18 protein-coding genes and 1 pseudogene are annotated in these 24358 nt (G+C 65.5%); 9 read left to right on the top strand and 10 right to left on the bottom strand.

Translation table 11 applies throughout. The features are described 5' to 3' along the window. Positions 1–268: 268 nt before the first annotated feature. From ACIB24_RS12485 to ACIB24_RS12475, 3 genes are all read left to right on the top strand, one after another. Complete coding sequence (locus ACIB24_RS12485; RefSeq protein WP_398280381.1) at positions 269–1162, top strand: hypothetical protein; 894 nt, start codon at positions 269–271, stop codon at positions 1160–1162. After that, a complete protein-coding gene (locus ACIB24_RS12480; protein WP_398280378.1) occupies positions 1159–1773 on the top strand; it encodes a response regulator in 615 nt (204 codons plus the stop codon). Before ACIB24_RS12485 ends, ACIB24_RS12480 begins: the two co-directional genes overlap by 4 nt. A 291-nt stretch (positions 1774–2064) precedes the next feature. Beyond that, on the top strand, positions 2065–2697 hold the full coding sequence (locus tag ACIB24_RS12475; protein WP_398280376.1) for a hypothetical protein: 633 nt from the start codon (positions 2065–2067) through the stop codon (positions 2695–2697). A gap of 30 nt (positions 2698–2727) precedes the next feature. Here ACIB24_RS12475 and ACIB24_RS12470 read toward each other — a convergent pair whose 3' ends face one another. The 9 genes and pseudogenes from ACIB24_RS12470 to rfbC form a co-directional block, all read right to left on the bottom strand. Next, positions 2728–3654, bottom strand: coding sequence for a CpsD/CapB family tyrosine-protein kinase (locus ACIB24_RS12470; RefSeq protein ID WP_398280444.1), 927 nt, complete (start codon positions 3652–3654; stop codon positions 2728–2730). A gap of 378 nt (positions 3655–4032) precedes the next feature. Next, positions 4033–4266: pseudogene (locus ACIB24_RS12465) on the bottom strand (Wzz/FepE/Etk N-terminal domain-containing protein); the annotation flags it as partial. A gap of 196 nt (positions 4267–4462) precedes the next feature. Beyond that, positions 4463–5611, bottom strand: coding sequence for a glycosyltransferase family 4 protein (locus ACIB24_RS12460; RefSeq protein WP_398280374.1), 1149 nt, complete (start codon positions 5609–5611; stop codon positions 4463–4465). Beyond that, positions 5608–6531, bottom strand: a complete 924-nt coding sequence (locus tag ACIB24_RS12455) for a glycosyltransferase family 2 protein (RefSeq protein ID WP_398280371.1) — start codon at positions 6529–6531, stop codon at positions 5608–5610. The genes ACIB24_RS12460 and ACIB24_RS12455 overlap by 4 nt, the downstream gene beginning before the upstream one ends. 10 nt (positions 6532–6541) lie before the next feature. Continuing rightward, positions 6542–7720 (bottom strand): glycoside hydrolase family 99-like domain-containing protein, encoded by a 1179-nt coding sequence (locus ACIB24_RS12450; protein ID WP_398280368.1) that lies wholly within the window; start codon positions 7718–7720, stop codon positions 6542–6544. Between the two features lie 32 nt (positions 7721–7752). Next, entirely contained in the window at positions 7753–9024 is a 1272-nt protein-coding gene (locus tag ACIB24_RS12445; protein ID WP_398280365.1) for a hypothetical protein, read from the bottom strand. Positions 9025–10610: 1586 nt separating this feature from the next. Next, entirely contained in the window at positions 10611–11558 is a 948-nt protein-coding gene (locus tag ACIB24_RS12440) for a glycosyltransferase family 2 protein (protein ID WP_398280362.1), read from the bottom strand. A 287-nt stretch (positions 11559–11845) separates the two neighbouring features. Beyond that, positions 11846–12706, bottom strand: coding sequence for a glucose-1-phosphate thymidylyltransferase RfbA (gene rfbA / locus ACIB24_RS12435; RefSeq protein WP_398280359.1), 861 nt, complete (start codon positions 12704–12706; stop codon positions 11846–11848). Between the two features lie 13 nt (positions 12707–12719). After that, a complete protein-coding gene (gene rfbC, locus ACIB24_RS12430) occupies positions 12720–13340 on the bottom strand; it encodes a dTDP-4-dehydrorhamnose 3,5-epimerase (protein ID WP_398280356.1) in 621 nt (206 codons plus the stop codon). 182 nt (positions 13341–13522) lie between these two features. On the opposite strand from rfbC, the gene rfbB reads away from it, so the two are divergent. The 3 genes from rfbB (at position 13523) to rfbD (ending at position 16410) form a co-directional block, all read left to right on the top strand. Further along, positions 13523–14509: a dTDP-glucose 4,6-dehydratase gene (rfbB, locus tag ACIB24_RS12425; RefSeq protein WP_398280353.1), complete on the top strand. Its 987-nt coding sequence runs from the start codon at positions 13523–13525 to the stop codon at positions 14507–14509. A gap of 166 nt (positions 14510–14675) precedes the next feature. Beyond that, the gene (locus ACIB24_RS12420; RefSeq protein ID WP_398280350.1) at positions 14676–15407 is read left to right on the top strand and encodes a hypothetical protein; all 732 of its coding nucleotides are present in this window, start codon (positions 14676–14678) and stop codon (positions 15405–15407) included. Positions 15408–15525: 118 nt separating this feature from the next. Continuing rightward, on the top strand, positions 15526–16410 hold the full coding sequence (gene rfbD, locus ACIB24_RS12415; protein WP_398280347.1) for a dTDP-4-dehydrorhamnose reductase: 885 nt from the start codon (positions 15526–15528) through the stop codon (positions 16408–16410). 1 nt (position 16411) lies between these two features. Here the strand turns inward: rfbD and ACIB24_RS12410 are convergent, their stop codons facing one another. Continuing rightward, positions 16412–19000, bottom strand: a complete 2589-nt coding sequence (locus tag ACIB24_RS12410; RefSeq protein ID WP_398280344.1) for a hypothetical protein — start codon at positions 18998–19000, stop codon at positions 16412–16414. 145 nt (positions 19001–19145) lie between these two features. Between ACIB24_RS12410 and ACIB24_RS12405 the strand changes: the two genes are divergently transcribed. The 3 genes from ACIB24_RS12405 to ACIB24_RS12395 all read left to right on the top strand — a co-directional run bounded on the left by ACIB24_RS12405 (position 19146) and on the right by ACIB24_RS12395 (position 24312). After that, on the top strand, positions 19146–20912 hold the full coding sequence (locus ACIB24_RS12405) for an acyltransferase family protein (protein ID WP_398280340.1): 1767 nt from the start codon (positions 19146–19148) through the stop codon (positions 20910–20912). A 250-nt stretch (positions 20913–21162) separates the two neighbouring features. Continuing rightward, positions 21163–22155, top strand: a complete 993-nt coding sequence (locus ACIB24_RS12400) for an acyltransferase family protein (protein WP_398280338.1) — start codon at positions 21163–21165, stop codon at positions 22153–22155. A 42-nt stretch (positions 22156–22197) separates the two neighbouring features. After that, positions 22198–24312, top strand: a complete 2115-nt coding sequence (locus tag ACIB24_RS12395; protein ID WP_398280335.1) for an elongation factor G-like protein EF-G2 — start codon at positions 22198–22200, stop codon at positions 24310–24312. Positions 24313–24358: the final 46 nt, after the last annotated feature.

Below are 24358 nucleotides of genomic sequence, written 5' to 3'. Positions count from 1 at the left end.
TCAACGCCTTCGCGATCACCTTCGAAGGACGGCTCACACCGAGCACCACCAACTGAAACCGTCAGACCCGGTTACACCGGAAATCGGACAGTCTCGACGGAGGGAGAGATTCTCGCCAAGGTGAATTTGCCCGCCAACCAGATACGCGACTGCGAGAAATGGACGCAGGATCCCAGAACCGGAGCGCTCAAGCGTCGATGGACTTATCCAAATGCTCGCGGCTTCAGCGAGCCAGACGTGTTGAGTAACGTTCGAGAGCTGATTTGACGTGGCCGCGAACGACCACCTGCCCGAACTTGGCATCGAACCGCAGCGGGCTGCCGCCGCAGTGAGCTTCCTTGAAGGCTACGGCCGTTTGTGTGAGGCCGAGCTTGCAGAGATGGAACCGGGCAGCGAGACGTTCTGGAGGACGGCCACAGACGGTGCTTCGGCGTACCGTGAGGCGAGCCAGTGGGCCGCGATCCTGGAGGATCCCCGGTTGCCAGGGCTGATGGCGAAGGCCGCGACGCTCTATACCGCCACTGGGCAGGCGTTCGGTTGGTTCCTCAGCGTCGCGGGTCGACGATGGCGTACGTCGCCGGAGGCTCCCGTACAGCGGGAACACCTCGAGCAGCTCGCAACGGCGCTCGGCCTCGCCCAGTTCGAGGTATCCGTTCCGTCGCCGCTCCGGCACCCCCAACAGCAGGCCTACGCGTTCCTCGCGCTGGCGGGATGGGACGGGCTTGAACTCTCGCATGATTTCGTTCTCGATCGGATAGCGGCCGATCCGTCGGGGCGGCTCGGGACCGCCCCGGTTGGTGCGCTTGGCGTCCCGTTACGCGACTATTGGGCCATGGGCGCGGCGCTCTTAGGTCGCGATCGCGACGGCGTCCGAACCGTCGCACGTACGCTCGCCGCCATGGGTAACCGCTACGCGGTATCCGTCGAGCTGGCGCGAGTGAACTCGTACCTGTGGCGGAATGCGGCCGCGCCGGTCGACGTGGTGGACATGGACATGCTGGCAATATCGATGATCGCCGCCGACAGCTACGGTCGGGGTCGGCTTCGGGAGGCGGTCGCGAGCGAGCAAGATCGCCGGGAGATGTCACCCCTCGCGCGCACGCCGCTTGACGTTGCCGTGCAAGTGGCAACGGGAGGGTCAGGAAAGGCGGGGGTGTCATGAGCAATCAAACCGTCGTCCTCATACTCGGCCTCGCCGTGATCGCGGTCGTTGGACTGCTCCTGTGGCGAACCATCAGTGCCAGAGGGTCTGGCACGTGGAAGATTTCGGTCGGGGACCTCTTCAAGTCAGAACTTCAGCTCAGTCCCGCCCAGCAATCGGAGATGGAAGCGGAGCTGAAACGTGCGAACGAGGCTCGCGGGCCATCGGCTCCGGTGAGCCCGGCGCCGAAGCTGCCCAACGCACTTCCGCTCCGACGGATCTTGTGGGTGGACGACAACCCGGACGGCAACGTGTACGAGACTCTGGCCTTGGAGCGGCTGGGGCTGCCAGTAACGAAAGCAACCAGCAGCCGGGCCGCATGGCAGTACCTTGGCGCCGAGCAATACGGTCTAGTGATTACTGATCTCGGCCGGCCAAACGACTCGGTAGCCGGTGCTGTCTTCCTCGAACAGACCAAGACTCGGTTTCCCAAGATCCCCATCGTTGTCTACACGCTTGCTCCAGACATCCCGACCGCGGAACTTGTGGCAGCCGGGGCCAGTTTCGTAACCGAGACCCCGGGCAGGCTGCTCTCAGCGGTCGTAACCACGCTCTCGACGGCGAAGGACTGAGCCTGACGCGGTTGAGCGCCGTTCGATGCTGTCCCGAGCGGCCACCGGCGGCAGGTCGGATCCCAGTTATCGCGGCGGCTACGGCTGGGTCGTGGTTGCGATGTTCGGGATGTCCGTCAGTGGAGAACAGCTGAGACGCTTCACTGCGCCGATTCACCGGATCTTGGGCTCGCCCTCCTGGCAGGATCGTCCTCTGTCACGGGAGGACGAATCATGGACGCTCAACGACGAGCACCGTTTCACGGCCCATCTAGGCAGCAATCGTCCGGGCCGCCCCTTCGACTCCAGAGTGTGGGCGCTGCAGCGATCGGCATCTTCCTGCTCGCGGGTTGTTCCGCCTACGGTTCCTCCGCACAGGACGGCGCGCTTCGTCCGGCCGCTGCCATATCCACGTCGACGCCGTCGCCAACTGTCGAACTCACGGCGCTGCAGCGCGGCTATATCAAGCAGATCACCGCGCTCGACCCCGCCTTCGCCGAAGACCCTTCTCGCACCATCAGCCAGACCAAGCGGGTGTGCGCCTACTCGGCCAAGGTCACCCGCACAAGCGCCCAGGTGATTGCCTATACCCGCAAGACGATGACGGTCGCCAGCGCACGGCTGTCGTCGTCGGCCGCGCGGGACCTGCTCAACTACGGCAACGCCTACATCTGTACTGCCGAACAGAAGGCCGGAACTCGCGCCAGGGTCGCCAATGAAGAGAAGCGCAGGGCGGAAGCCGAGCGAAAGGCGCAAGAGGCGGCCCGATCCCAAGGATCGGGTTCCGGTGGTTCGGGTGGGTCCGGCGGATCGAGCGGTGGCGGATCGACTTCCGCTGGCGTCACACCAGGCGCCTTCTGCAAGCCGGCGGGCGCAGTCAGGATCGGCAAGAACGGCAAGACCTACACATGCAAGGGGCCGGGTCAGCCACGCTGGCGCCGTTAGTCCCTGTCACGTCTGGTTGGCGGTGCCGAACTAGGCTCCGCGCCGGGTCTCCTGCCCGTGTGATGGCTGGTGGGCTCCGTTCGGGTCGCCGCCGTCAACCCGGAATTGCGAGGTGGCGTCCACGGGCGACGGGTAACCGTTCTTGGGCGCCGGCCCGCTCTGGCGGATCGCGGCCAGACCACCGGCGGCGGGCTTCATGGTGCTCTGCCGGAACTGATTCGGGTCGACGGGCGTGCCGTACCCGTAGCCGTAGCCGTACCCGTCGTATCCGCCGCCGCGCTTCTTGCGGGGGGCGAAGTTGAGCACGGTTCCGAGCAGCTTGGCGTTGACCGCTTTCAGCGACTGGACGGCGCGGTCGAGCCCTTCACGCGTTGTCTTGCCGTGCCGGACGACGACGAGCGCGCCGTCGGCCATGGCCGCCACGATCGCCGCGTCGGTGACGGGCAGCAGGGGAGGGGCGTCGATGATGACGTAGTCGAAGTGAGTGCTGAGCGTCTCGAGCAGGCTGCTCATGTGCGCCGAGCCCAGAAGTTCCGACGGGTTGGGCGGCTTCGGACCCGACGGCAGCAGTGCGAGGTTCTCCTGGCCGTACGGCACGAGCACCTCGCGCAGGTCGTACTGGCCCGCGAGCACATTGGTCAGCCCGGCGCCGCTGCTGACGCCGAGGTACTTACTCATTGCCGGCTTGCGCAGGTCGGCCTCGACGAGCGCGACGCTGGCGCCGCTCAGCGCCAGGGTGAGGGCGATATTCGCGGACGTCGTGCTCTTGCCCTCGTCGGGCAGCGCCGACGTGACGACGATGACGCGCGGTGGGTCGTCGACATTCGTGAACTGCAGGTTCGTTCGCAGCGTGCGGAACGCCTCGGCACGACCCCCCTGGTCGCCGGACTGGACGAGAGGTTGCTGAGCAGTCAGGCGATCAAACGGAACGACCCCAAGCGGGATACCGTCAGTCACCTGCTCGATGTCGTTTGGGTTGGATATCGTTGTGTTCAATTGATCTCGGAACGTGGCCAGCGCAAGCCCAAGGATGAGTCCTACGACGGCCCCTGCCAACAGGTTTAGTGTGACATTCGGCGAAACGGGAGCCGTGGCAGGTGTTGCAGCTTTGGTCACTGAGACAAGGACTGGTGAGACGGCGTCAGGCTGCGCGGGGGTCTCGATCTTTCGAATAAATTCCGAAAACGCTGGCGCGAAAGCATTTGCGATATTGGCGGCACGTGAGGCACTCCTGTCCCGAACCGTTATTACAAGAATAGTCGTTCCTATAGGGCTGTCCGCAGAAAGCTCCTCGTTCAACTCTGTTGTTGAGTAAGGGAGCCCCAGTTCTGCAACGACTCTGTCGAGGACGGCGGGACTATCGATTAAGCTGGCGTAAGACTTTACGCGCTGCTGGGTAAAGGTGGAACCCTGCTGAAGGGAAGCGGCATTAGCGTCCTCACCACTGACGGACACAAAAAGGGTTGTGCTTGCGACATACATGGGAACGCGAGTAGACGTAAAAGCAGCGGCAAGTGCGAGCATCATAGACAAACTCAGTAGGACCACATACCACTGGCGCTGGACCACACTCAAGAGCTTGAGGTTCACATCGCTCCAACGTAGGCGGGCGGTCGCAGCGGAACGCTACGCATGCTGCGTCCCAGGGTACCCCCCTCCCTCAGCGGGCACGACACCAATTGCCGTAGCTCACAGCCCAGCAACATGCACGTCATGGAATCCCGGCGAAACCGGACCACAGGGGTATTACTGCGCCTACGAACAGTTACGCAGCTGAGTCAGATCGGCGGACCTCTTTCAGCACCGACCGCAGTTGATCGTATTGACTAGGGGTGGAGGCGAGTTGCGCCCCAGCCGCCCGCGCTTCGTCCGCGAGCAATCGCCGCTCATCCTCGCTCATGTTTGCGCACCGCGTTATCGCATCTGCGAGGCCAGTGATTGTGGCGGCGGCTAAGACGCCGCCGCCATGTCGAAGAACTTCTGGAGTCGCGCCGGAGTTCACACCAATAACAGGAATACCGAAGCCGAGGGCCTCAGCAGTCGTGCGGCCGTAGGCCTCGTTGCCGGAAGTCATGAGCGCCATGTCCGCCTGCCTATAGCGGCTCGCCATGTCTCGCTGCCACCCATTGAAACGGACACTTCTCCGAACTCCAAGCAAGATGGCGGTGGCTCTTAACCAAAAAAGCTGAAGCCAGGACCCGGTTCCGACCAACTCTAAGACGGCGTTCGTCCCCGCCCGTCGACTTACGGCGAGAGCGCGGATCGCCCGGTATTGACCCTTCTCAAAGGAAAAGAAGCCCGGGAGCAGCAACTTAAGTGGAGGTGATAATCTAATCGAACGGCCAGCCCGATCGACTGAATCCATTGGTCGAGGCGACACAAGGTGAATGCGCCTCGGATCGCCAGGGAAGAGGTCCAAAAGCTGTCTAGATACGAAATTGCTGATGCAGCATATTGCTATCGAGTTTTCAAAGATAGTTCTTGATATGAATCGCTTCGAGAGGCCGGAGCGTAGCTGCCTGTTAGTCGCCAAAGATTCCCTGACGATCCAGACATGCGGGATCGCCAACGACCTCGCCGCCATTGCGGCGGCGGGGAGAATAGATGTATTAGTCACGACAACGTCAGGATCCAGTTCCCGTAGTAGACAAGAAATGCGGTTCACGCTCAGGCGCGCTTGACAATAGCGGGCAAGACCCAGCGGAAAAAGATGGTGCTTAGGCCCCATCCAGGAAAATGCCGGCGCGAGGTACGTTTTGGCGCCAGCTTCGTGGAGTAAGTCTTGCAAGGGCCCCACGTTTGGAATCAGAACGGCAACTTCATTTCCGTCCATCACAGCACCTTGCGCGATCTCCAGTAGAGAACGCTCAGCACCAAGTAGTCCGCTGGAATGACCAACTAAGACCAACTTCACCTTGCCTCGCCCCTCGCGCCCGGGAGGGAGCCACTGTAACGGCCTCCCTCTTTTCGCATCCCAGCCCACAGGGCCAGCACACGAACTCTGAAACCAGCGCCGCGCCCTAGGGCGAATCCCAGTAGTGTCAGCATAGTGAAACGCAGTAGTCTTGGCGAATACCACCTGTATCCGCGTAGATTCAGGTAGAGAAGCTCGTTACGGATCTTATAGAAACTTGCCAATGGTGACCCGTGAGCCAAGGAGCCGCCACGTTCATGCCACACCTCAGCGCGACAGGCCAATCGTACTTTCCCGAGGCGGCGGAGTCGTTCCAGAAACTCGAACTCTTCCTTGTAGTGAAAGAATTGGCTGTTCATGAGGCCCGCCTGGAGGGCGGCCCCAACGCCGATAAGTAGGCCCGTCCCCGTTAGGACGTCCACGTCGTGATAACCAGCAGAGCATGTGCCATCGCAAACCACCGGCACCACCCTGGACCCAACGAGCCGAGCGGCGCTTGCGTACACCTTCCTCCTACCATCGACGCTGGTAGTTGTCTGCCTTGGACCTACAGCAACAGATCCATCCGCAAGAAGAAGTAGTTCTTCCAACGAGCCGGCGCCGACGGTCGAATCTGGATTGGTCAGCCAGGCCCAGTGAGCGCCAAGGACGTGTGCGTGCTCAAGTCCGGCGTTGATTCCAACTCCATAGCCGTCGTTGCTTGCGCGGGCAATCAGTTCAACCTGTGTCGGCAACTCCGATTCTAGACGTTTAAGATCGTCAAGTTCAGAACCGTTATCCACTACGACAACCTTGATATCCGGATAGAGCTCAAGTATGCCTTTTGAGCAGCGTAAGCAGTCGTCAGCTGAATTCCAGTTCACCAATATTGCCGCCACTCTGTCGAACTGCGGCCGGCCGAGCCCGTCCTGGGTATGCATCTGAGTCGATCTACCTGACCAACTTGCGCTGGCAATGCTTGGCAAAGTTCTTCACGGTGGAGGCCACCGCTTGAAGCAGGCTCTGCGCAAAGGCCCAACTAAGGTGGGCGATAAAGGGGTGAGACACTCTAGGATGGCGGAAGTTCGACTCTACATGAATATTCCAATTCGAAGCACGAAGGTAGGCGTCACCGTACTGATGATCCGGCTCTAGGTATGCTCCTTCAGCCCATTCGTTCCAGGCGTTGACGAAGACCAACCCGGTTCCAGGACGCTGCTCCTGTTCATCACGCCGAGCGCGGGTCAGCCAAAGTCCGTATCGCTCGGGGGTGGATCCATGGAATAGCGTCGCTTTCAGCATACGCCTCGGGGAATTATCCCAGCGCGGAACTAGACCTCTATGACGAGGAAACGGCGGCGTCGAACGATTTTCGTACCATCTCGCAAGACGCGAATACGACATCAGGCGACCGCGGAAATCTGGGTTAAGCGAATTGGGAGGATGCAGAAGGGCCGACGCGATCGTGTTATCTCCAACAGGAGGGAACTCTGCAGCTGCGTCAAAGCCAAAATCGCGGGGGTCAAGACCCGGTGATGTTTCTGAGGCGACCAGCCATAGCTCACCGATGTTGTGTTCGTGAGCCAACCTACGCCACTCGCTTGCGTAGTGCTTTGCGTCCGGAAGATGATCTACTCGATGGACAAGTAGGACGCATTTGTTGTCGCGACGGACGTAGCGGGAATCACTAAGATAGGGCACAAAAGATTCGAACACCCTTCTTGGTGTCTCGTTGTCGTAGTCTTGGGCCATGAGAATCTCATGATTCTTGCCGTCCCAGCGCCGAGACCAGTTCTCGTTCGCCCAGCAGATGGCGAAGGGCATGGAAATTTGCGATTCTAGATAGTTGTCAAGAGGCTGCTCGAGAAGGCGCACTCCAGCGAACCAGTAGTGGTAATAGCAGAATGCGTCAATCCCGTTCTCCATGGCGATCTTGGTCTGCCACTCGACAACGCTGGGGTCGAGGAGGTTGTACTCTCCAAAGGGAGTCGCCGGTTCGTTCGGCTGAACGTGACCCCTATATGCTGGTACTGCTCGCTTTACGTTGGTCCACTCAGTGAAACCAGCGCCCCACCAGTCGTCGTTCTCTGGAATGGCATGGAATTGGGGCAGATAGAATGCAATTGTCATTGGTGCCGCGTCAGGTTTCGTCAAAGTCGTTTCTACCCCTTGGTCGGACTGGAAAGTGTCGGATCGGCCGGACTTACAGCCATCTTCGACAGGCGTCGATTGCTAAGCCGGTAGACGGCGATAACCAACAAGAGATACCCTAAGACCTCATACAGCGAACCGCGCAGCACGATAAATAGCAATGCCGCCGTTGCCGGTGCCGTCAATTCAGAAGGTAGGGCCGATTCTCCCTGGAGCTGCAAAGTGGGACGAGAAGCAACACCGAACCAGGCTCCCAGACCCGCCATTAGAACGATCGTACCCGGAATGCCCGCTAATAGGTCTCCTTCGCCCCATAGAGGCATGCTCACATTTGTGTATTGCATTCCCGTGGCGTCGGCGACCACAGCGCCACCGGCCAAGCCTATGTATGGGCGAGCTAACAGAGGAACCCAGCGAACAACGGGAGCGATGGCGAGCTTCAGTGAACTTGGAAGTTGAGACCGATCGCTAGACGACAGTGACTGTTCGCGCATCAGCATTTCGAATGCGTCGAAATTGTAGGTGGTCAATGATTCGTCGGCAGCGACTATTTGAACCTTCTGAGACCCAGTCCCGTCGCCGCGTAGAGTGTCCAGGCTCGGAAAAAGCACGACGAGCAATACGACGCTGGCCGCGGGCAGCAAGCGCGATAAAGCGTGGCGTCCTAGCGCGGCCGCGCCAACAGATACCAGGAAGCTCCCCGTAAGAAACCGTGAGCCGAGGAGTGGATTCGTGGCAATCCCAGCAGTGATGAGCGGGGCCGCGACAGTTAGACGCTCACTGACGATTCCAAATCGCCACGCGACAATCATAAGTGACGGCACTAGAATCGCGCCAGCCGTAACAATAAAATACATTGTGCCGCCCAGAGGCAACTGAGCGATCGCCAACACTTGCTGTCGAAAATCGGCCCGAGCGTGAAAAAGGCTACCGCCCATCAGGGCAATAAATCCTGTTGTTATAAACGAATACCCGTAAGAGATTCGTTTGAGCGTCTGGCCAAGATCAATATTTCTGGGCGCTGCCACTGGCAGGTTCAACTCGTGCTCTTTGGGCCTTAGTTGGCGTTTCCCAATTGCCCAGCACGCTGCAGCGGAGGCTGCGCATCCAATGAGGACGAGACGCTGAGACGCGGACACTACTGTACTGGGCAATTCCGCCAACCACGGAAAGGCATCCTGTGAAAGTTGATAAGCCGGCGCCAATCCCATGAAGACAAGGACCCATGCCCAAAAGACGGCCAACGGCAGGTTGAAGCGTCGAGCTGCAGTCGCAATCGACATCCCAATGCTAGCTGTGGCAATTATAAGCAGTTGCTGCCATACGACCACTTCCCCCCAACGTCTTCCTCCGAATCCCAGCATCGCTTTAGTGGCTGGCAAACTCACCCACAGCGCAATGCTAAGCGTTGCGAGTGCAAATAGGATAGGGCGAGCGGCCAACGCCGTTGCCGGAGAAGTTCCACGGGCTGGCAGCCGGCGCAGGATCCGTGTCCCCGCCACTTTATCGGCCTCCCATGTTGCCATCCTATTGGCCCCCAAGATCGCGTGCAGGACGAGCGATTGTTCTGGAAAGCTTGGGATGTAGACGAGGGGAACTATTCCAGACAGCGATGAGCGCAACGGCCTGGATCAGGAGAACAAGAGTCTCAGTTATGAGGACCGCGACAAGAGCTCCTGTCGCTCCCCATGCACTCGATGAAAGAAATAGGGTGGGAACTCCCGTCAGTGCGCCTACGATAGCGGAGTAGCCAACCCATTTCTCGCGACCAAGGTGAACGAGACAGAGTCCCCCTGTCGCTCGCGAGGCGCAGGTCAGAAATGCCAAGAGCCCGCCAATCGCGAGCTGAAGCTTTGAGGGTGTGGCTACGCCAGAAAAGAGCAGTTCTGCACCTATCCGGCCGAAGAGGTACAATATGCTCCCCGCTAGTAGCCCGAGGATTACATTTGCCTGAAGGGCCAAGACCAAGCGTCTGCGTAGCTGTTCACCCTTTACATCGGAGAGCCATTTCTGCAGTGAATTGGGAACAGCTACCAGGAGCAGCAGCCCCAATCGCAAGAGGCGATCGGTAGCTGCATACGTGGCAACATCTGAAGGTCTTACAATCCCAACCACAACAATAGGTAGGCTGAGATAGACGAGGGAGAACGAGCGTCCGAATGTAATTGATAATCGCTGTCGGATCTCAAGCGCGATGGCCCGTGGTCGTAGGGCACCTCGGTGTTGGTCTCCAACCCCAGTCATTCTAATCGCTAGGATTAGACCGATAACGGATAGAACGGAAAGCAATATGGGAAATGCGATAAGAGGTGCTCCTGCGTAGAATGCGCCGTAGCTAGCTGCCGCTGCGATCACCCGTGGAAGGGCATCCGTGAGGAATATGAGGGATGGTTGCCCGGTGCCAATAAAGTACCAATTCAGAGACGTCCCGGCCAAGGCTGTTGCAACCGCGGTCAAAGCTGCGGCTAAGGGGTAAGCGGGCGCGACTTGGTAACTGATGGCCGCAGCAATAGTGGAGACTGGAACGAAGGTCGAAAAGGTGGTCGCGATTGCAAGCGATACCAACTCTCTTGTATTACCGCGAGAAGCGGATGCGGCCTTGCGTGGGCCATTGAGGCCCCAGCCTAGCTCCACCAGAGACGATGCAAAGACCCCGACTGCTTGTCCAATGGCGATGCTCGACAGACCAGGGGCGCCGAAGTGACGCGTGATGGCTGGGTAAACCAGGAACGGCCCCGCAATACCGATCGCAGGGATGAGAGCGAACTTGAGAAGTAGTACCAACTGTCCTTTGAGGGCCGAGCTTGATTGAACTCGGATAACCGAAGGATCTACTTTCAGCGAGTCTTTGTCTTCACCTGCTGAGGCGCTACCTGTCCGCACGCTGCTCATCCTGCGATATGTCCAGGGTTGGCGACGGCTGCGCGAATACGTATCTCTTGAGGCCGTGGGATCGGAAGAAGAGTGCTGCCGATCGAAGATGTGTCCGGAGCAAGGGGTTGCTCACCAGTCCGAACACACCATGCTTTCGACTTGCGCGTCCATGATTATGCACAAAGGTGGCGGCCGGTGAGAACACCACGCGCCACTCTTTTTTCCACATTCGAAGACACCAGTCTACATCTTCGAAATACAAGAAGTATCGGGCGTCCATAGCCCCCACTTCCGTGATGGCCTTTCGCCTCACGAGCATTGCTGCTCCAAGGGCCCAGTCCACATCCATCTCTGACGTGGAAGTTGCGGCCCGGCGGCTCGGCTCCTCGAAACGTGAGAGTTCGCGTTGGCCCGGTGGGAGGAGGCCCAGAATGGTTCGCCGGTAAAGGAGGGTCATGGGCCTGTAGAATCGGAAGACGCTGCTTTGAAAATCCCCATTGGGATAGAGAAGGCGAGGGACCGCAATGCCTATATCTAATGATCGGGAAAGGGTCTCGAGTAACTTTTCCAACCCGTCCCTATTTACCAGCACGTCGGCGTTTATAACAAGAACGTACTCCGATTGAGAGTCGGCTATGCCGGCATTCACTAGACGCGCAAAACCGACATTGTCTGAGAATGGCCTATATGAAACTTCCATACCTGAACGTTGTACCGCCAAGTTGGCGACTTCTTCGGCTTCGGAGTCGCACACGATGACTTCACTCACGCCTCCTATAGCTTTCAAGCTATGCAGGCAAGTAGCCAATTGTTCTGGAGTCTTGTAATGCGTCACGACGACCGAGATTGAGTTGAGAGGGTCGATCTCGGGCTTGGTGGATACCAGTGAAAGCCCCTCAGACGGCTGGGCCGTCTGCGTAGGGGCATCGCTTGGCTTGCTCATGTGCTATGCCTCCCGAGCGTTGACCCCGCCCGCTCCGTGGGTTGCAGTGGTCGTTCGACGTTCAGATCAATCGCGCGATACGGACATCAATGTCCATACGTGTTCATTTGTGTCTGTCAGAAGGTGGAGAAGCTGCAGTGTCTGGCCATGGCGAGCAGCTTCACCCTAGTGGCTCAGGCAGGGTCATCGGCAGCGATGCCCAGTTGCTTCCTTCTGTGACCTAGGTAGCATGTCGGACCTGTCGGATAGAAGGCGGTCGTTCACTCAAAATTTACTTACACTGCTGTTCAGTTAGTGAGATTGATGAGGTACTCCCCGTACCCAGACTTGCGCAGCGTCTCGGCTAACTCTTGAAGCTGCTCACTATTGATCCATCCATTGCGCCAGGCCACCTCTTCGATACAGCCGATCTTGTTACCCTGACGCGCCTCGATGACTTGGACGAATTGGCCAGCGTCCATCATGGATTCAAAAGTGCCTGTATCTAGCCACGCCGTGCCTCGTTCAAGAACGGTGACGCGCAGCGAACCACGCTGCAGGTATGCGTCGTTGATGGCGGTGATCTCCAACTCACCTCGGGCGCTAGGCTTAATACTTTGGGCGATCTCCACCACGTGATTGTCGTAGAAGTAGAGGCCCGGCACCGCGTAGTTGCTCTTCGGCTGCGCAGGCTTCTCCTCGATGGACGTGACCCTGCCGTCGGCGTCGAAGTCGACGACGCCGTAGGCCTGCGGGTCCGACACGTGATAGGCGAAGATGCGCCCGCCGGTGATGTTGGTGTTGTCGGCGAGCGCCGTGCCGAGACCGGTTCCGTAGAAGATGTTGTCGCCCAGCACGAGGGCGACGGGTTGGTCGCCGATGAAGTCGGCGCCGATGATGAACGCCTGAGCTAGACCGTCCGGTGAGGGCTGCACTGCGTATGCGATCCGCATGCCCAGATCGGAGCCGTCGCCGAGAAGACGTTGGAACTGAGGGCCGTCATCGGGAGTGGTGATGATGAGTACCTCGCGGATGCCGGCCATCATCAGCGTCGACAACGGGTAGTAGATCATCGGCTTGTCGTAGATCGGCATTAGCTGCTTGCTGATGCCCTTCGTGATCGGGTACAGCCGGGTGCCAGACCCGCCCGCCAGGATAATTCCGCGCACCTGACAGTCCTCCTCAGCCGGTCACGACGCTGTCGGCCAGGCTGGCGTAGAACGCCCGGCACGTTTCGTAATCGGGTAGCAGACCCGACTCCGCGGCAGCCTGCAGACCCGGGGCCGCCAGATCCTTCTCCGACAGCAGTGGCTCCACGTCGCCCGAAAGCCCCCAGTCGATGCCGAGCCCCGGGTCTAACGGATTCAGGCCGTGCTCACCGGTGGGGTTGTACACCTCGCTGCACAGGTACATCACCGTCGCGTCATCCGTGAGCGCGGCGAAACCGTGTCCCAATCCTTCGGCGACGTACACGGCCGTTCGCTCGGCGTCGTCCAAGCGCACGGCATCCCACGTGCCGAACGTCGGCGAGCCGACCCGGATGTCGACCACGACATCCAGCACGGCTCCCCGCACGCACGTGACGTACTTGGCCTGCCCGCGTGGGACGTCGGCGAAGTGCAGCCCGCGGACCGTGCCCCGGCGCGACACGGAGAGGTTCGCCTGCCGGAGGTCGAGCCGGTGTCCCACCGCCTCGGCCAGCGGCTCGAAGCGGTAGGTCTCCAGGAACGCCCCCCGGTCGTCGCGGAACTGCCGCGGCCGGAAGGAAAAGGCGTCGGGGACCTTGAGTGGGCTGACCTCCATGGCCCAACCGTAATCAGGTCACAGGAGGACCGGCCCGTGTCGGCGGCACTGTGGCCAACATCCCATCCGAATTGCCCCCCAAAATCCCACCAGAAGAGGGGGCTATGGCCTGGACTGGGCAGGGGTATCGCGAGGGGCTCGATAACGTGGCATCCGTCGTCCGAACCAGATCGGGAGTCCCAGTGAAGATCCTTGTAACGGGTGGTGCCGGATTCATCGGTTCGGAGTTCGTGCGAAATCTGTTGTCAGAGGGGTACCGCGGGCTCGAGAGCCCCGGGGTAACCGTTCTCGACAAGCTGACCTATGCCGGTAACCCCCGCAATCTCGACCCTGTTTCTGATGTGCCGGGCTTCGAGCTCGTGCAGGGCGACATCCTCGACCGGCCGCTCGTCGACGACCTGATGCGCGGCACCGACCTCGTCGTGCACTTCGCGGCCGAGTCGCACGTCGACCGCTCGATCGCCGGGGCCGCGGACTTCGTGGTGACGAACGTGGTGGGCACGCAGACCCTGCTCGACGCGGCGCATCAGGCGGGCGTGGGGCGGTTCGTGCACGTGTCGACCGACGAGGTGTACGGGTCGATCGACTCCGGCTCGTGGTCGGAGTCGCAGCCGCTGGAGCCGAACTCGCCGTACTCGGCGTCGAAGGCCGGTTCGGACCTGCTGGCCCGGGCGTACGCGCGCACCCACGGGCTGGACGTGGTGATCACCCGCTGCTCGAACAACTACGGGCCGTACCAGTTCCCCGAGAAGGTCATCCCGCTGTTCGTGACCAACCTGATCGACGGCAAGAACGTGCCGTTGTACGGGGACGGGCTGAACGTGCGCGACTGGCTGCACGTGGAGGACCACTGCCGCGGGATCGCGTTGGCGGCGGCCGGCGGGCGCGGTGGCGAGGTCTACAACATCGGCGGCGGCACCGAGCTGACCAACCGCGAGCTGACCGAGCGGCTGCTGGCGGCGACCGGCCGGGACTGGTCGGCAGTGACCCCGGTGACCGACCGCAAGGGCCACGACCGCCGCTACTCGGTGTCGATCGCCAAGATCTCCGAAGAGTTGGGTTACGCCCCCCAGGTGCCGTTCGAGACCGGCCTGGCCGACGTCGTCCAGTGGTACCGCGACCGCCGCGACTGGTGGGAACCGCTCAAGGAGAAGGCCGGCCTCGCCTGACCCCTCCCCACCTTTCGCTGTCGATCATGCACAAACGCAGCATCGACGGCGCAATGCACCTCATTCTGAGACAAGCCTTGACGGCTCAGAGTCGAAGGGTTGCATGCTGGCTGTAGTCGGGCTAGCTTGTTGGTCGAAGCCCCGTGTGGACCTATGGCCTCTGGCTATGTCGCCGGGGCTCAGCCTTTTTGTCACGGGGGATACGTTGACTGGGCCGTGGGTCGAAGCATGGTTGGGCGCTCCGCGATTCGCCGCATACGTCCAGGCGGCCGCAGGTGACCGTGGGAACGGGCTGCTTCTCTATGAGTGGAACGTCCAGCTCGGACAGGCATTGATGCGCGACATCGCGCACCTCGAAGTCGGCCTGAGAAACGCTTACGACGCGGTCCTTTCCGAGCGCTGGCCCGGCCCCACACACTGGCTGCTGGCTCGGGACTCGCCGGCCACTACCCCTCTCATGCGCACGAAGGGCAGCGGCGCGCAGAGGCGCATGGTCGACATCAATCACCGCGGTCGAACGAACGTCGAGCGCGCCATCGTGGCCTGTGGGGGAAGTGCCGCCACACCCGGAAAGGTCATGGCCGAACTGTCCCTGGGCTTTTGGCGCAGCCTGACGGCCAATCCGCGGGAGCAATCGCTATGGATCCGGTATCTCCGGCATGCGTATCCAGAGGGCACGGACCGCAGGGAGGTGGACGAGATGTTGCAGCGGATCAACACCCTGCGGAACCGAATCGCGCATCACGAACCGGTGTACGCCGCCCGGCCCGGACAGTTGGCGCCGGCCGAAGCACACACGGAGATCGTTGCGGTCATGCGCATGATCGCCCCGGAGGCCGCCGGATTTGTGGAGGGCAACTGCGCCGTACCCGAGGTCTTGGAGGCGCGACCGTGTTGATTCGAATCAGAGTCGGGGGGAGCCGGAAGCGACACGGCCGCCGGATGCGTGCCGGCTGTCGCTAGCCTGGGTGACGAATCGGGAGCCACATGCAGAAGGCAGGTCGAGAGTGAGTTTCGTGCCCGAACGCTGGGTCGTCACGGGTTCCGCCGGGATGCTCGGGCGGGACGTCCAGGCCGCGCTGACCGCCGCCGACGTGCCCGTCGACCGGGTCGTGGGCCTCGACCGCGCCGGGCTCGACATCACCTCACCCGCCGACGTCCTGCAGGTGCTCGCCCCGCTGCTCGGGCCCGACGTCGTGGTCGTCAACTGCGCCGCGCACACCGCCGTCGACGCCGCGGAAACCGAAGAGAGCCAAGCGTTCTCGGTGAACGCCGTCGGCCCGCAGCTGCTCGCCCGGGCCTGCGCGACGATGGGCGCCCGCCTGGTCCAGCTGTCCACCGACTACGTCTTCGGTGGCGACGTCGACCCGCTCACCGCCGACCCGTACGCGGTCGACGCGCCGCTGGCCCCGCGCAGCGCCTACGGCCGCACCAAGGCCGCGGGGGAGTGGGCCGTGCGCGCCGAACTCCCCACGGGCTCGTGGATCGTGCGCACCGCCTGGCTGTACGGCGAGCACGGCCCGTCGTTCCCGCGCACCATGGCCCGCCTGCTCGCCGAACGCGAGTTCGTCGACGTCGTCGACGACCAGCACGGCCAACCCACCTGGACCCGCGACCTCGCCGAACGCCTCGTCGAGATGGTGCTGGACGACGTCCCGCCCGGGGTCTACCACGGCACCAACTCGGGGCGCACGACCTGGCACGGCCTCGCGGCCGCCGTCTTCGAGGGCCTGGGTGCCTCACCCGACCGGGTCCGCCGGACGACGTCGGCGGCCTTCGCGCGCCCCGCGCCCCGCCCGGCGTTCTCGGTGCTCGACAACGCCGGCTGGGAGAAGGTCGGCCTGCCGCCCATGCGCCCCTGGGACGTCGCGCTCGCCGAGTTCCTGCCGACCCTCCGCTGAGTCAGCCCACGATCCGGAGCAGGGTCGCGGCCGCGGCGTCCCGTTCGTCGAGATACTCCGGCGACAACGGGTAGTCGGAGTGCTGACGCACCGGCGGGTCGAGCACCTCACCGGGTGGCACCGGCGTGTACCCGGCGGGGTCGACCACCGGGCGGTCGATGCGGTTGTCGGCGTCGACCTCGCCGTCATCGCGCGTCAGGCGGGCGGTGGCGCTGATCGGCCACCCCAACGGGTCCGTCGGGCGCCACAGGCTGCGCCACCGGGCCTGGACGTCGGGGCGCGACTCGTCGTCCGGCCCGCCGGTGAGACGCTGCTCGATGCGCCCACGCATCGCCGGCCCGAAGAAGGCGGGGAAGGCGCGCCCGTAGAACCGGGTGATCTGCGTGCCGTAGGTGAGCAGGAAGGTGGTCCGGCGCCGCTCGTCCGGCGTGCGCAGCACCGCCGCCACCGCCAGCAGCCCGCCCTGACTGTGCCCGGCCAGCACGAGTGGCCGCTCCGGCCGACCCGCCACCCGGGTCAGCAGTTTCGGCACCGCCTCCTCCGCATAACAGGGCGGCCCGAACGGGTGCGCGGCCCGCGGCCAGAACGTGACGACGTCCCAGACGATCCCGAACAACCGGCGGACCTCCCGCTTGCGGAACAACCCGCTCAGCAACGCGACCACGGCCAGCAGCACCCCGACCGCCACGAAGCCGCCCACGTCCGACAGCCAGCCGGTCACGACGACCACGTGCTCCGGGAGGTTCGACGGGTTCCTCGGCAGGAACGGGCACGGGCCGTGCGGGTTCTGCGCGGCGACCGACCAGGAGAGCTCGGCCGCCCGCCCCTTGCCCCGGTCGAGCACCTCGCAGCTCGACGGGGTGCCCGTCCCCTGCACGTTGAAGGCCTGCGCCGTCCCCAGCCCCCACCCCAACGCCATCACGAGCGCCGCCCCGGTGGCCAGCCAGCCGATGTAGGAGAACACGCGGTAGCCGTCGAACAGGTGCAGGCCCCGCCACCGCGCCGCGACCGCCGCCGCGACCCGGGCGTGTTCCCCCGACAACCCGCCCGCCTCGACGACCCGTCGGCGTTCCACCACGACCAACCGCCACCAGTGCAGCAACCCGATGCCGACGGCCGCCACGGCCAGCACCGCGCCGAACACGAGACCGACCGCCGCCCACTGCATGGTCGCGCTCGTGCGCGCCGTGTGGTTGGCCGCCTCCCGCACGAGGCCCGCCTTCACGTCCTCCTTGTTGTCCCCGGTGTTCAGCCACCACGAACCGCCGAGCAGCACCCCGGCGCTGAACACCAGCCCGATGGCCCACCCGCCCCCGGCGAACAGCGTCGTACCCAGCCCCCGCCAGGCGGGCCGGTCCGGCCCGTCGCGCAACTGCGGATCCAGCGCCTCGCGCGCCGCGTGCGCCTCGAAACCGTTCTCGAGCAGGCACCAGATCAGCAGCGCCCCCTGCACGACGTACAACCAGCGCGTCGTCCCCTCGAACCCGGGCAGCGACCGCACCTGGTACGTCGCGTACGAGCCCGACGCCGTCCAGTCGGCCGCCGGCCCGGCGCCGTTCCAGGCCACCACCTCGCCGACCGCCACCAGGACGACGGCCAGCGTCGTCGCGACGCGGCCCACCCAGGTCGCGGAGCCCGTCAACCGGCCCGACTTCCCGGCCAGCCCCATGAGCAGGACGGCGACCGCCGCCAGAGCGACCACCACCCCCGACCCGATCGAGACCGCCGCCGCCGCGCCGACCGGCCCGGCGTCGTCCACCACGCCCGACGGGTACGCCCACACCGTCGCGGCCAGCGCATGCGCGACCGCGGCCAACGCCACCGCCAGGTGCGCCCACCGCAGCACCCGGACGAGGGCGGCGCCGCGCCAGAAGTTCTCGTCCTCCATCGGGTGCAGCTCACCCGGCTCCTGCCCCGACACGACCCGCCCGGCGCCGGGCGCCGGCACGCTCGCCTCGTACCGGAACGTGCGCCACACGACGGCCACCATGAACGCCAGCGCCAGCAGCGGCAGCAGCGACCCGACGACGGCCAGGCGACCGCCCTCGACGTCCTGCAGGAACCCCAACCCGTACACGTTGCGACCACACCCGCCGCGGCACTGCCAGGCCAGCTCGTCCATCCCGAAGCCGACCGCGGTGAGCACGATCGTCCCCGTGAGCGACAGCGCCAGCAGCCGCACGACGAAACCCAACCGGAACGACCCGCCCTCGTCGCCCGGCGTCGCACTGACCCGCGGCCGCGCCCACATCGCCACGTTGAGCAGCGCGAACGGCAGCAGCACGCTCCACGCCGCGCGGCGCAGGTCGCGCACCGTGCTGCCGTCGGTGATCCGACGCCCCGACGTGAGTTGCCCCCAGCTGAACGCCTCGACCTCGAACCGTTCGTCGGCGCCCGTGGGGCGCTGTTCGAGCTGGTAGAAGCCGACCGTCTCGTCACCGGCGACCCGCTTGAGCTTCGGCAGCGGATCGTCCGGGGCGGGCTGGAGATGGTCGACGCCCGGTGGCCGGGTGCGCAGCACCGACTCCGGGGGCGTGTCCGAGACGCCGTGCACCCGCAGTTCCCACACCGTCGCGTCGTCATCCGGCATCGCGTCTCGCCCCCGAGCGGTCGTCCGAGCCCTCAGTGAACTCCCCGCACGGGTGCGTGATCAAGGAAGAGGCCGGATATGAGCTTCGTCCCGGCTTTACGAGTAGGGGACGCGAGCCCGGAGAGCCTGTGATCAGATGTTCGCCATGTCGGTGACGACGGGCGTGCGGGCGCCAGGGGCGCAACGCGATGCGGGCATCGATCTGGCGCGCGTCGTCGGCGTCACCGCCGTCATCGTGGGGCACGTCTGGGCCTTCGGCATCACCCGTGACCTGCTCTACGCATGGCACGTCCCCCTGTTCTTCTTCCTGTCCGGCTGGTTCTGGCGGCCGGGCCGCACCCTCGGCGACGAGTGGCGTACCCGCGTGCGCACCCTGCTCGTGCCGTACGTCGCGTGGCTGGTCCTCGTCGGCGTCGCGTTCCTCGTGATCCGCAAGCCCGACGTCTCGACGTTCCTCGTCCACGCGCTCGAGGGCGGCGTGCACATCCGCCGCCCGTTCTCCGCGTTCTGGTTCGTCACCGCCCTGTTCGCGTTGTGCCTGCTGCGCCGCGCGCTCGACGGCCTCTCGGCGTGGGCCTTGACGACGCTGGCCGTCGTCCTGTGGCTGGCGTCGTACCCGGTCGCCGACCCGCTGCACCGCACCTGGGAGTCCGTCGGGATGGCGGTCCCGGTGCTGGTCTTCCTCGTCGCCGGGGAGCGGCTGCGGCCGCTCAGCGAGAACCTGCGCTCGCCGGCCCTGGTCGGCGCCTGGCTCGTCCTGCCGGCGCTCGGGCTGGTCGGCGCCGGGATCGTCGACCCCGTCGACCTGAAGGAAGGCGACCTCGGGACGCCGGTCGCGGGCTACGTCGTCGCCCTCGCCCTCTCGTGGGGCGTGGTGCTGCTGTCCATCGCCGGCGCGCAGCGGCTGTCCGCGGCCGCACAGTCCGCGGTGACGTCGCTGGCCGTCGTCGTGCTGCCGGTCATCCTCAGCCACGCGGTCGTCTTCTGGCTGCTGAACACCCCCAAGCACGGCCGGTTCGTCGACTTCCTCCTCGCGCTGGTGCTGCCGTGGGCGATGGCGCTCGTGCTGGCCCGCACCCCGCTGTCGCCCTGGCTCGTCGGCGTGCCCGCCCCCGAACCGGCGGCGGCGCGCGCGACGCACGCGTCCGTCGTCCGGCAGCGCACCCCACCCACCGCCGGGCCCACGGCCCGGGCCACCGCGCGGGTGACGCGGGAGGCGTCCGCCGTGCGCGAGCGGATCGCGCGCGAACGCGAGGCCCGCAACCGGACGGCGCCGCCCCCGCCCACCGAGGTCGGCCTGCCGTCGATCATCGACGAGCTGGTCGCCATGGGGGCCGTCGAACCGGACGACGAGCGCGAGGTCTCGTTCGACCTCGACGGTCTGCAGCTGGACGAGTCGCCGCAGGCCCAGGAGGAGCGTCGCGCGCGCCGCGAGCTGCGGGCGGCCGAACAGGAGGCCGACCGAGCGGCCCGCGCGGCCGACGCCCCGGCGCCGGTCGTGGACCAGCGGCCCGCCGAGATCGTGGCCATCGAACGGCGCCTGGCCGAACTGGCGGCACCCGTCGAGCCGCTCGCCGGGCCCGTCGTCCCCGAGCCGGAGCCGGCGGACGTCGTCCCCGAGCCGGAACCTGAGCCGGAACCCGAACCCGAACCCGAGCCCGAACCCGGGCCCGAGCCCGACGCCGAGCTGGTGGTCGCGCTCGAGGACGCGCCCGAGCCCGTCGACCAGACCGTCGCTCCCCAGCGCGTGGAGATCGACCTGTCCGACGACCTCGACGCGCTGGAGCTGCCCGACCGGCCCCGGCCCGTGCGTCAGGTCGTCGACACCCAGGAGATCTGGTTCGGTCGTCGCGCCGCGGCGGCTCCGTCCGACGGGACGGCAACTGAGCGTTCCAGCGGCTCCGGGCAGTAGGTCGCCCCAGCAGCTCGGTTTCCGGTGTCCCACAGCTCGATGATCGGTTGGTCATCCGTGACGGCAGGCGTGGTGGCAGCAGATGCGTCGCCCGCCGGCGCGACGGCCGCCACCAGGGCTGCCACCACGGGTGCGGACTCGCCCGTGGATGCGACCGCATCGCACCGGCATTTGAACGCCCGGCGAACGGCAGGTTGACGACACCCGGAACGATTCGCGGTGAGGCGACACCCCGTGGTGGCATGGTCACGTGGCGGTCGAGAAGCGTGACGCAGGAGTCGATCTCGCCCGGGTCGTCGGTCTGACGGCGATGGTCGCCGGTCACGTCTGGACCGAGGGCCAGCCCTACCGGCTCACGTACACGTGGCACATGCCGCTGTTCTTCCTCCTGGCCGGCTGGTTCTGGCGGCCGGGCCGGTCGCTGTCCCGGGAGTGGGTCAACCGGCTGCGCACCCTGCTCGTGCCCTACGTCGCGTGGCTGGTGCTGGTGGCCGCGTTCTTCTTCGCCTACGAGGCGCCGAACATCCTGTACTGGTCGAAGGAGATCGTGGTCGGCGGCGCCGTGGCGCGGCCGTTCTCGGCGTTCTGGTTCATCACGGCACTGGCGGCGGTCTGCCTGCTGCGGCGCGGGCTCGAGGTGGCCGGTCTCGGGCTGCCGGCCGTGACCGCGCTCGCCGCGGCCGGCTGGCTGCTGTCCTACCCGTTCGGCGACCGCCTGCACGACGTGCCGGAATCCCTCGGAACCGTCGCCTACACACTGGTTTTCGTGGTCGCGGGGGAGTGGCTGCGCCGGTTCACCGACCGGCTGGAGCGGCGTCTCGCGCTCACGGCGGCCCTCGTGCTCGTCGCGTCCGGGCTCGCGTTGGCCGCCACCGGCGTCGTCGAGCCGATGAACCTCAAGCAGGGCGAGCTCGGGACGCCGGTCGCGGGCTACCTCGTGGCCGTCGCCGTCTCGTGGGGGCTGCTCGTGCTCTGCACGGCGCTGGGGCGGGTGTCCGCCGAACCCGTGCGCCGGGCGGTCACCGAGCTGGCCGTCGTCGCGCTACCGCTGGTGCTGCTGCACGCCTCGGTGATCCTGGTGATGGGCACGCAGCGGTGGAGCACCTTCGTGGTGGCCCTCGTCGTGCCCTGGGCGGTCGGGCTCGTCCTCGTGCGCTCGCCGCTGGCCCCGCTGCTCGTGGGCACCGCCCCGGCGGCCCCCGAACGTCCGGCGGACCGGAGGGTTGCCGTTACGCGCGAGTAGGCGGAACCCTGGTCCCGACGGCGTTCGGACGAGGAGGTCCGCATGGCTGCTCACGCGAACCAGCACGGCCCGCACGGCCCGGCGTCCGACCAGGTGCGCCACGGCCCTCCCGCTCCGGAGTCCATCCGCAACGTGGTGCTGGTCGGGCACGCCGCGGCCGGGAAGACGACGCTGGTCGAAGCGCTCCTGACCCACGCGGGCGTGCTCACCCGCCCGGGCCGCGTCGAGGACGGCACCACCGTCTGCGACGCCGAGGCCGTCGAGAAACGGCTGGGCCGCTCGGTCACCCTGTCCGTCGCGAGCTTCGCCTTCGACGGCCGCACCGTCAATCTCGTCGACACCCCCGGACACCCGGACTTCGTGGGTGATGTGCGGGCCGGGCTGCGCGCCGGCGACGCCGCCCTGTTCGTGGTCTCGGCGATGGACGAGGTCGACGGCCTGACCCGCGCCCTGTGGCAGGAGTGCGCCGCGGTCGGCCTGCCCAGCGCGGTCGTCGTCACCCACATCGACCAGCAGCGCGGCGATTTCGAGCAGACCCTGGCGACGTGCCGGCGGGCGTTCGGGGACGGCGTCCAGCCGCTGTACCTGCCCCACGACCGCGGCGCGGGGCTGAGGGGGCTGCTCTCGTCTTCCGACCCTGCCGTCCGGTCCGGCCCGGAACGGGCCGAGCTAATCGAGGCCATCATCCAGGAGTCTGAGGACGACACCCTGCTCGAGCGCTGGCTGTCCGGCGACGACGTCGAATACGACACTCTCGTCAGGGATCTCGAACGCGCGGTGGCCCGCGGCAGCTTCCACCCGGTGCTGCCCGCCGTCCCACCGAGCGGGGTCGGCGCCGCCGAGCTGCTGGAGCTGATCACCCGCGGCTTCCCCTCACCGCTGGAGCACCCGCTGCCGGCCGTCACCACCCCGGACGGCGGCCCGCGGGCCCCCGTCGGCTGCGACCCGGACGGGCCGCTGGTCGCCGAGGTGCTGCGCACGACGTCGGACCCCTACGTGGGCCAGCTGAGCCTGCTGCGGATCTTCTCGGGGCGGATCCGCACCGGCGACACCGTGCACGTGTCCGGTCACCTGGAACGCTGGACGGGCCCCGACCGTCGGGGGCAGGGCCACCCCGACCACGACGACGACGAGCGGGCCGGGGCCGTGTCCCGGGCGCTCGGCCAGACCCTGACGCCGGTCGGCTGCGGGACGGCGGGCGACATCGTGGCGGTGGCCCGCCTGGCCGGGGCCGCGACCGGTGACACCCTGTCCGACGTCGGCGCACCGGCCCTGCTGGAGCCGTGGTCCATCCCGGATCCGCTTCTCCCGGCGGCCCTCTCGGCGCGTACGTCCGCGGCCGAGGAGAAGTTGTCGTCGGCGCTGGCCCGGCTGGCGGGCGAGGACCCGGCGGTGCGCGTGCACCAGGACCCGGCCACCGGGCAGCTCGTCGTCTGGACGATGGGGGAGGCGCACCTCGAGGTCTTCCTCGACCGGCTGGCCTCGCGGCACGGCGTCGACGTGGAGCTGCAGCCGGTCAGGGTCGCGCTGCGGGAGACGGTGCGCGGCGCGGCCACCGGCCACGGCCGGCACGTGAAGCAGAGTGGCGGGCACGGGCAGTACGCCGTGTGCGACCTCGAGATCGAGCCGCTGGAGCCGGGTTCCGGGTTCGAGTTCGTCGACCGGGTGGTGGGCGGCGCGGTGCCGCGGCAGTTCATCCCCAGCGTCGAGAAGGGGGTGCGGGCGCAGCTGCTGCGCGGGGTGGCGGGCTACCCGATGGTCGACCTGCGGGTCACCCTGGTCGGCGGGAAGGCGCACAGCGTCGACTCCTCGGACGCGGCTTTCGCCGCGGCCGGGGCGCTCGCGCTGCGCGAGGCCGCCGAGCACGCCGGGGTGGCGCTGCTGGAACCGGTCGACGCGGTCGAGATCGAGGTCGACGACGAGTACGTGGGCGCCGTGCTGGGCGACCTGTCGTCCCGCCGGGCCCGGGTCACGGGGACGGCGCCCGCCGGCCCGGGCCGGACCCTCGTCTCCGGTGAGGTGCCCGCGCTGGAGCTGACCGCCTACGCGCCGGCGCTGCGCGGTCTCGCGCACGGGACGGGGACCTTCCGGCGGGCCTACGCCCGGCACGCCCCGATGCCCCCGGCGGTCGCCGACCGCGTGCTGGCGCCGGCCTGAGAAATCCTGCGTTTGCGCATGATCAACACAGGAATGTGAACGTTCG

Source organism: Spongisporangium articulatum (assembly GCF_044465595.1).
Lineage (GTDB): Bacteria > Actinomycetota > Actinomycetes > Actinomycetales > Kineosporiaceae > Spongisporangium > Spongisporangium articulatum.
Note: the sequence above shows the minus strand (reverse complement) of the source record. Positions and strands in the feature narration are given on the sequence as shown.

What these genes read in the sequence shown, in the direction of transcription:
- ACIB24_RS12480 (WP_398280378.1), top strand. Translation starts at nt 1,159, where the DNA reads ATGAGCAATCAAACCGTCGTCCTCATACTCGGCCTCGCCGTGATCGCG.
- ACIB24_RS12455 (WP_398280371.1), bottom strand. Translation starts at nt 6,531, where the DNA reads ATGCATACCCAGGACGGGCTCGGCCGGCCGCAGTTCGACAGAGTGGCG.
- ACIB24_RS12450 (WP_398280368.1), bottom strand. Translation starts at nt 7,720, where the DNA reads ATGACAATTGCATTCTATCTGCCCCAATTCCATGCCATTCCAGAGAAC.
- ACIB24_RS12445 (WP_398280365.1), bottom strand. Translation starts at nt 9,024, where the DNA reads ATGTCGATTGCGACTGCAGCTCGACGCTTCAACCTGCCGTTGGCCGTC.
- ACIB24_RS12440 (WP_398280362.1), bottom strand. Translation starts at nt 11,558, where the DNA reads ATGAGCAAGCCAAGCGATGCCCCTACGCAGACGGCCCAGCCGTCTGAG.
- rfbC (WP_398280356.1), bottom strand. Translation starts at nt 13,340, where the DNA reads ATGGAGGTCAGCCCACTCAAGGTCCCCGACGCCTTTTCCTTCCGGCCG.
- ACIB24_RS12420 (WP_398280350.1), top strand. Translation starts at nt 14,676, where the DNA reads ATGTCGCCGGGGCTCAGCCTTTTTGTCACGGGGGATACGTTGACTGGG.
- ACIB24_RS12410 (WP_398280344.1), bottom strand. Translation starts at nt 19,000, where the DNA reads ATGCCGGATGACGACGCGACGGTGTGGGAACTGCGGGTGCACGGCGTC.
- ACIB24_RS12405 (WP_398280340.1), top strand. Translation starts at nt 19,146, where the DNA reads ATGTCGGTGACGACGGGCGTGCGGGCGCCAGGGGCGCAACGCGATGCG.
- ACIB24_RS12395 (WP_398280335.1), top strand. Translation starts at nt 22,198, where the DNA reads ATGGCTGCTCACGCGAACCAGCACGGCCCGCACGGCCCGGCGTCCGAC.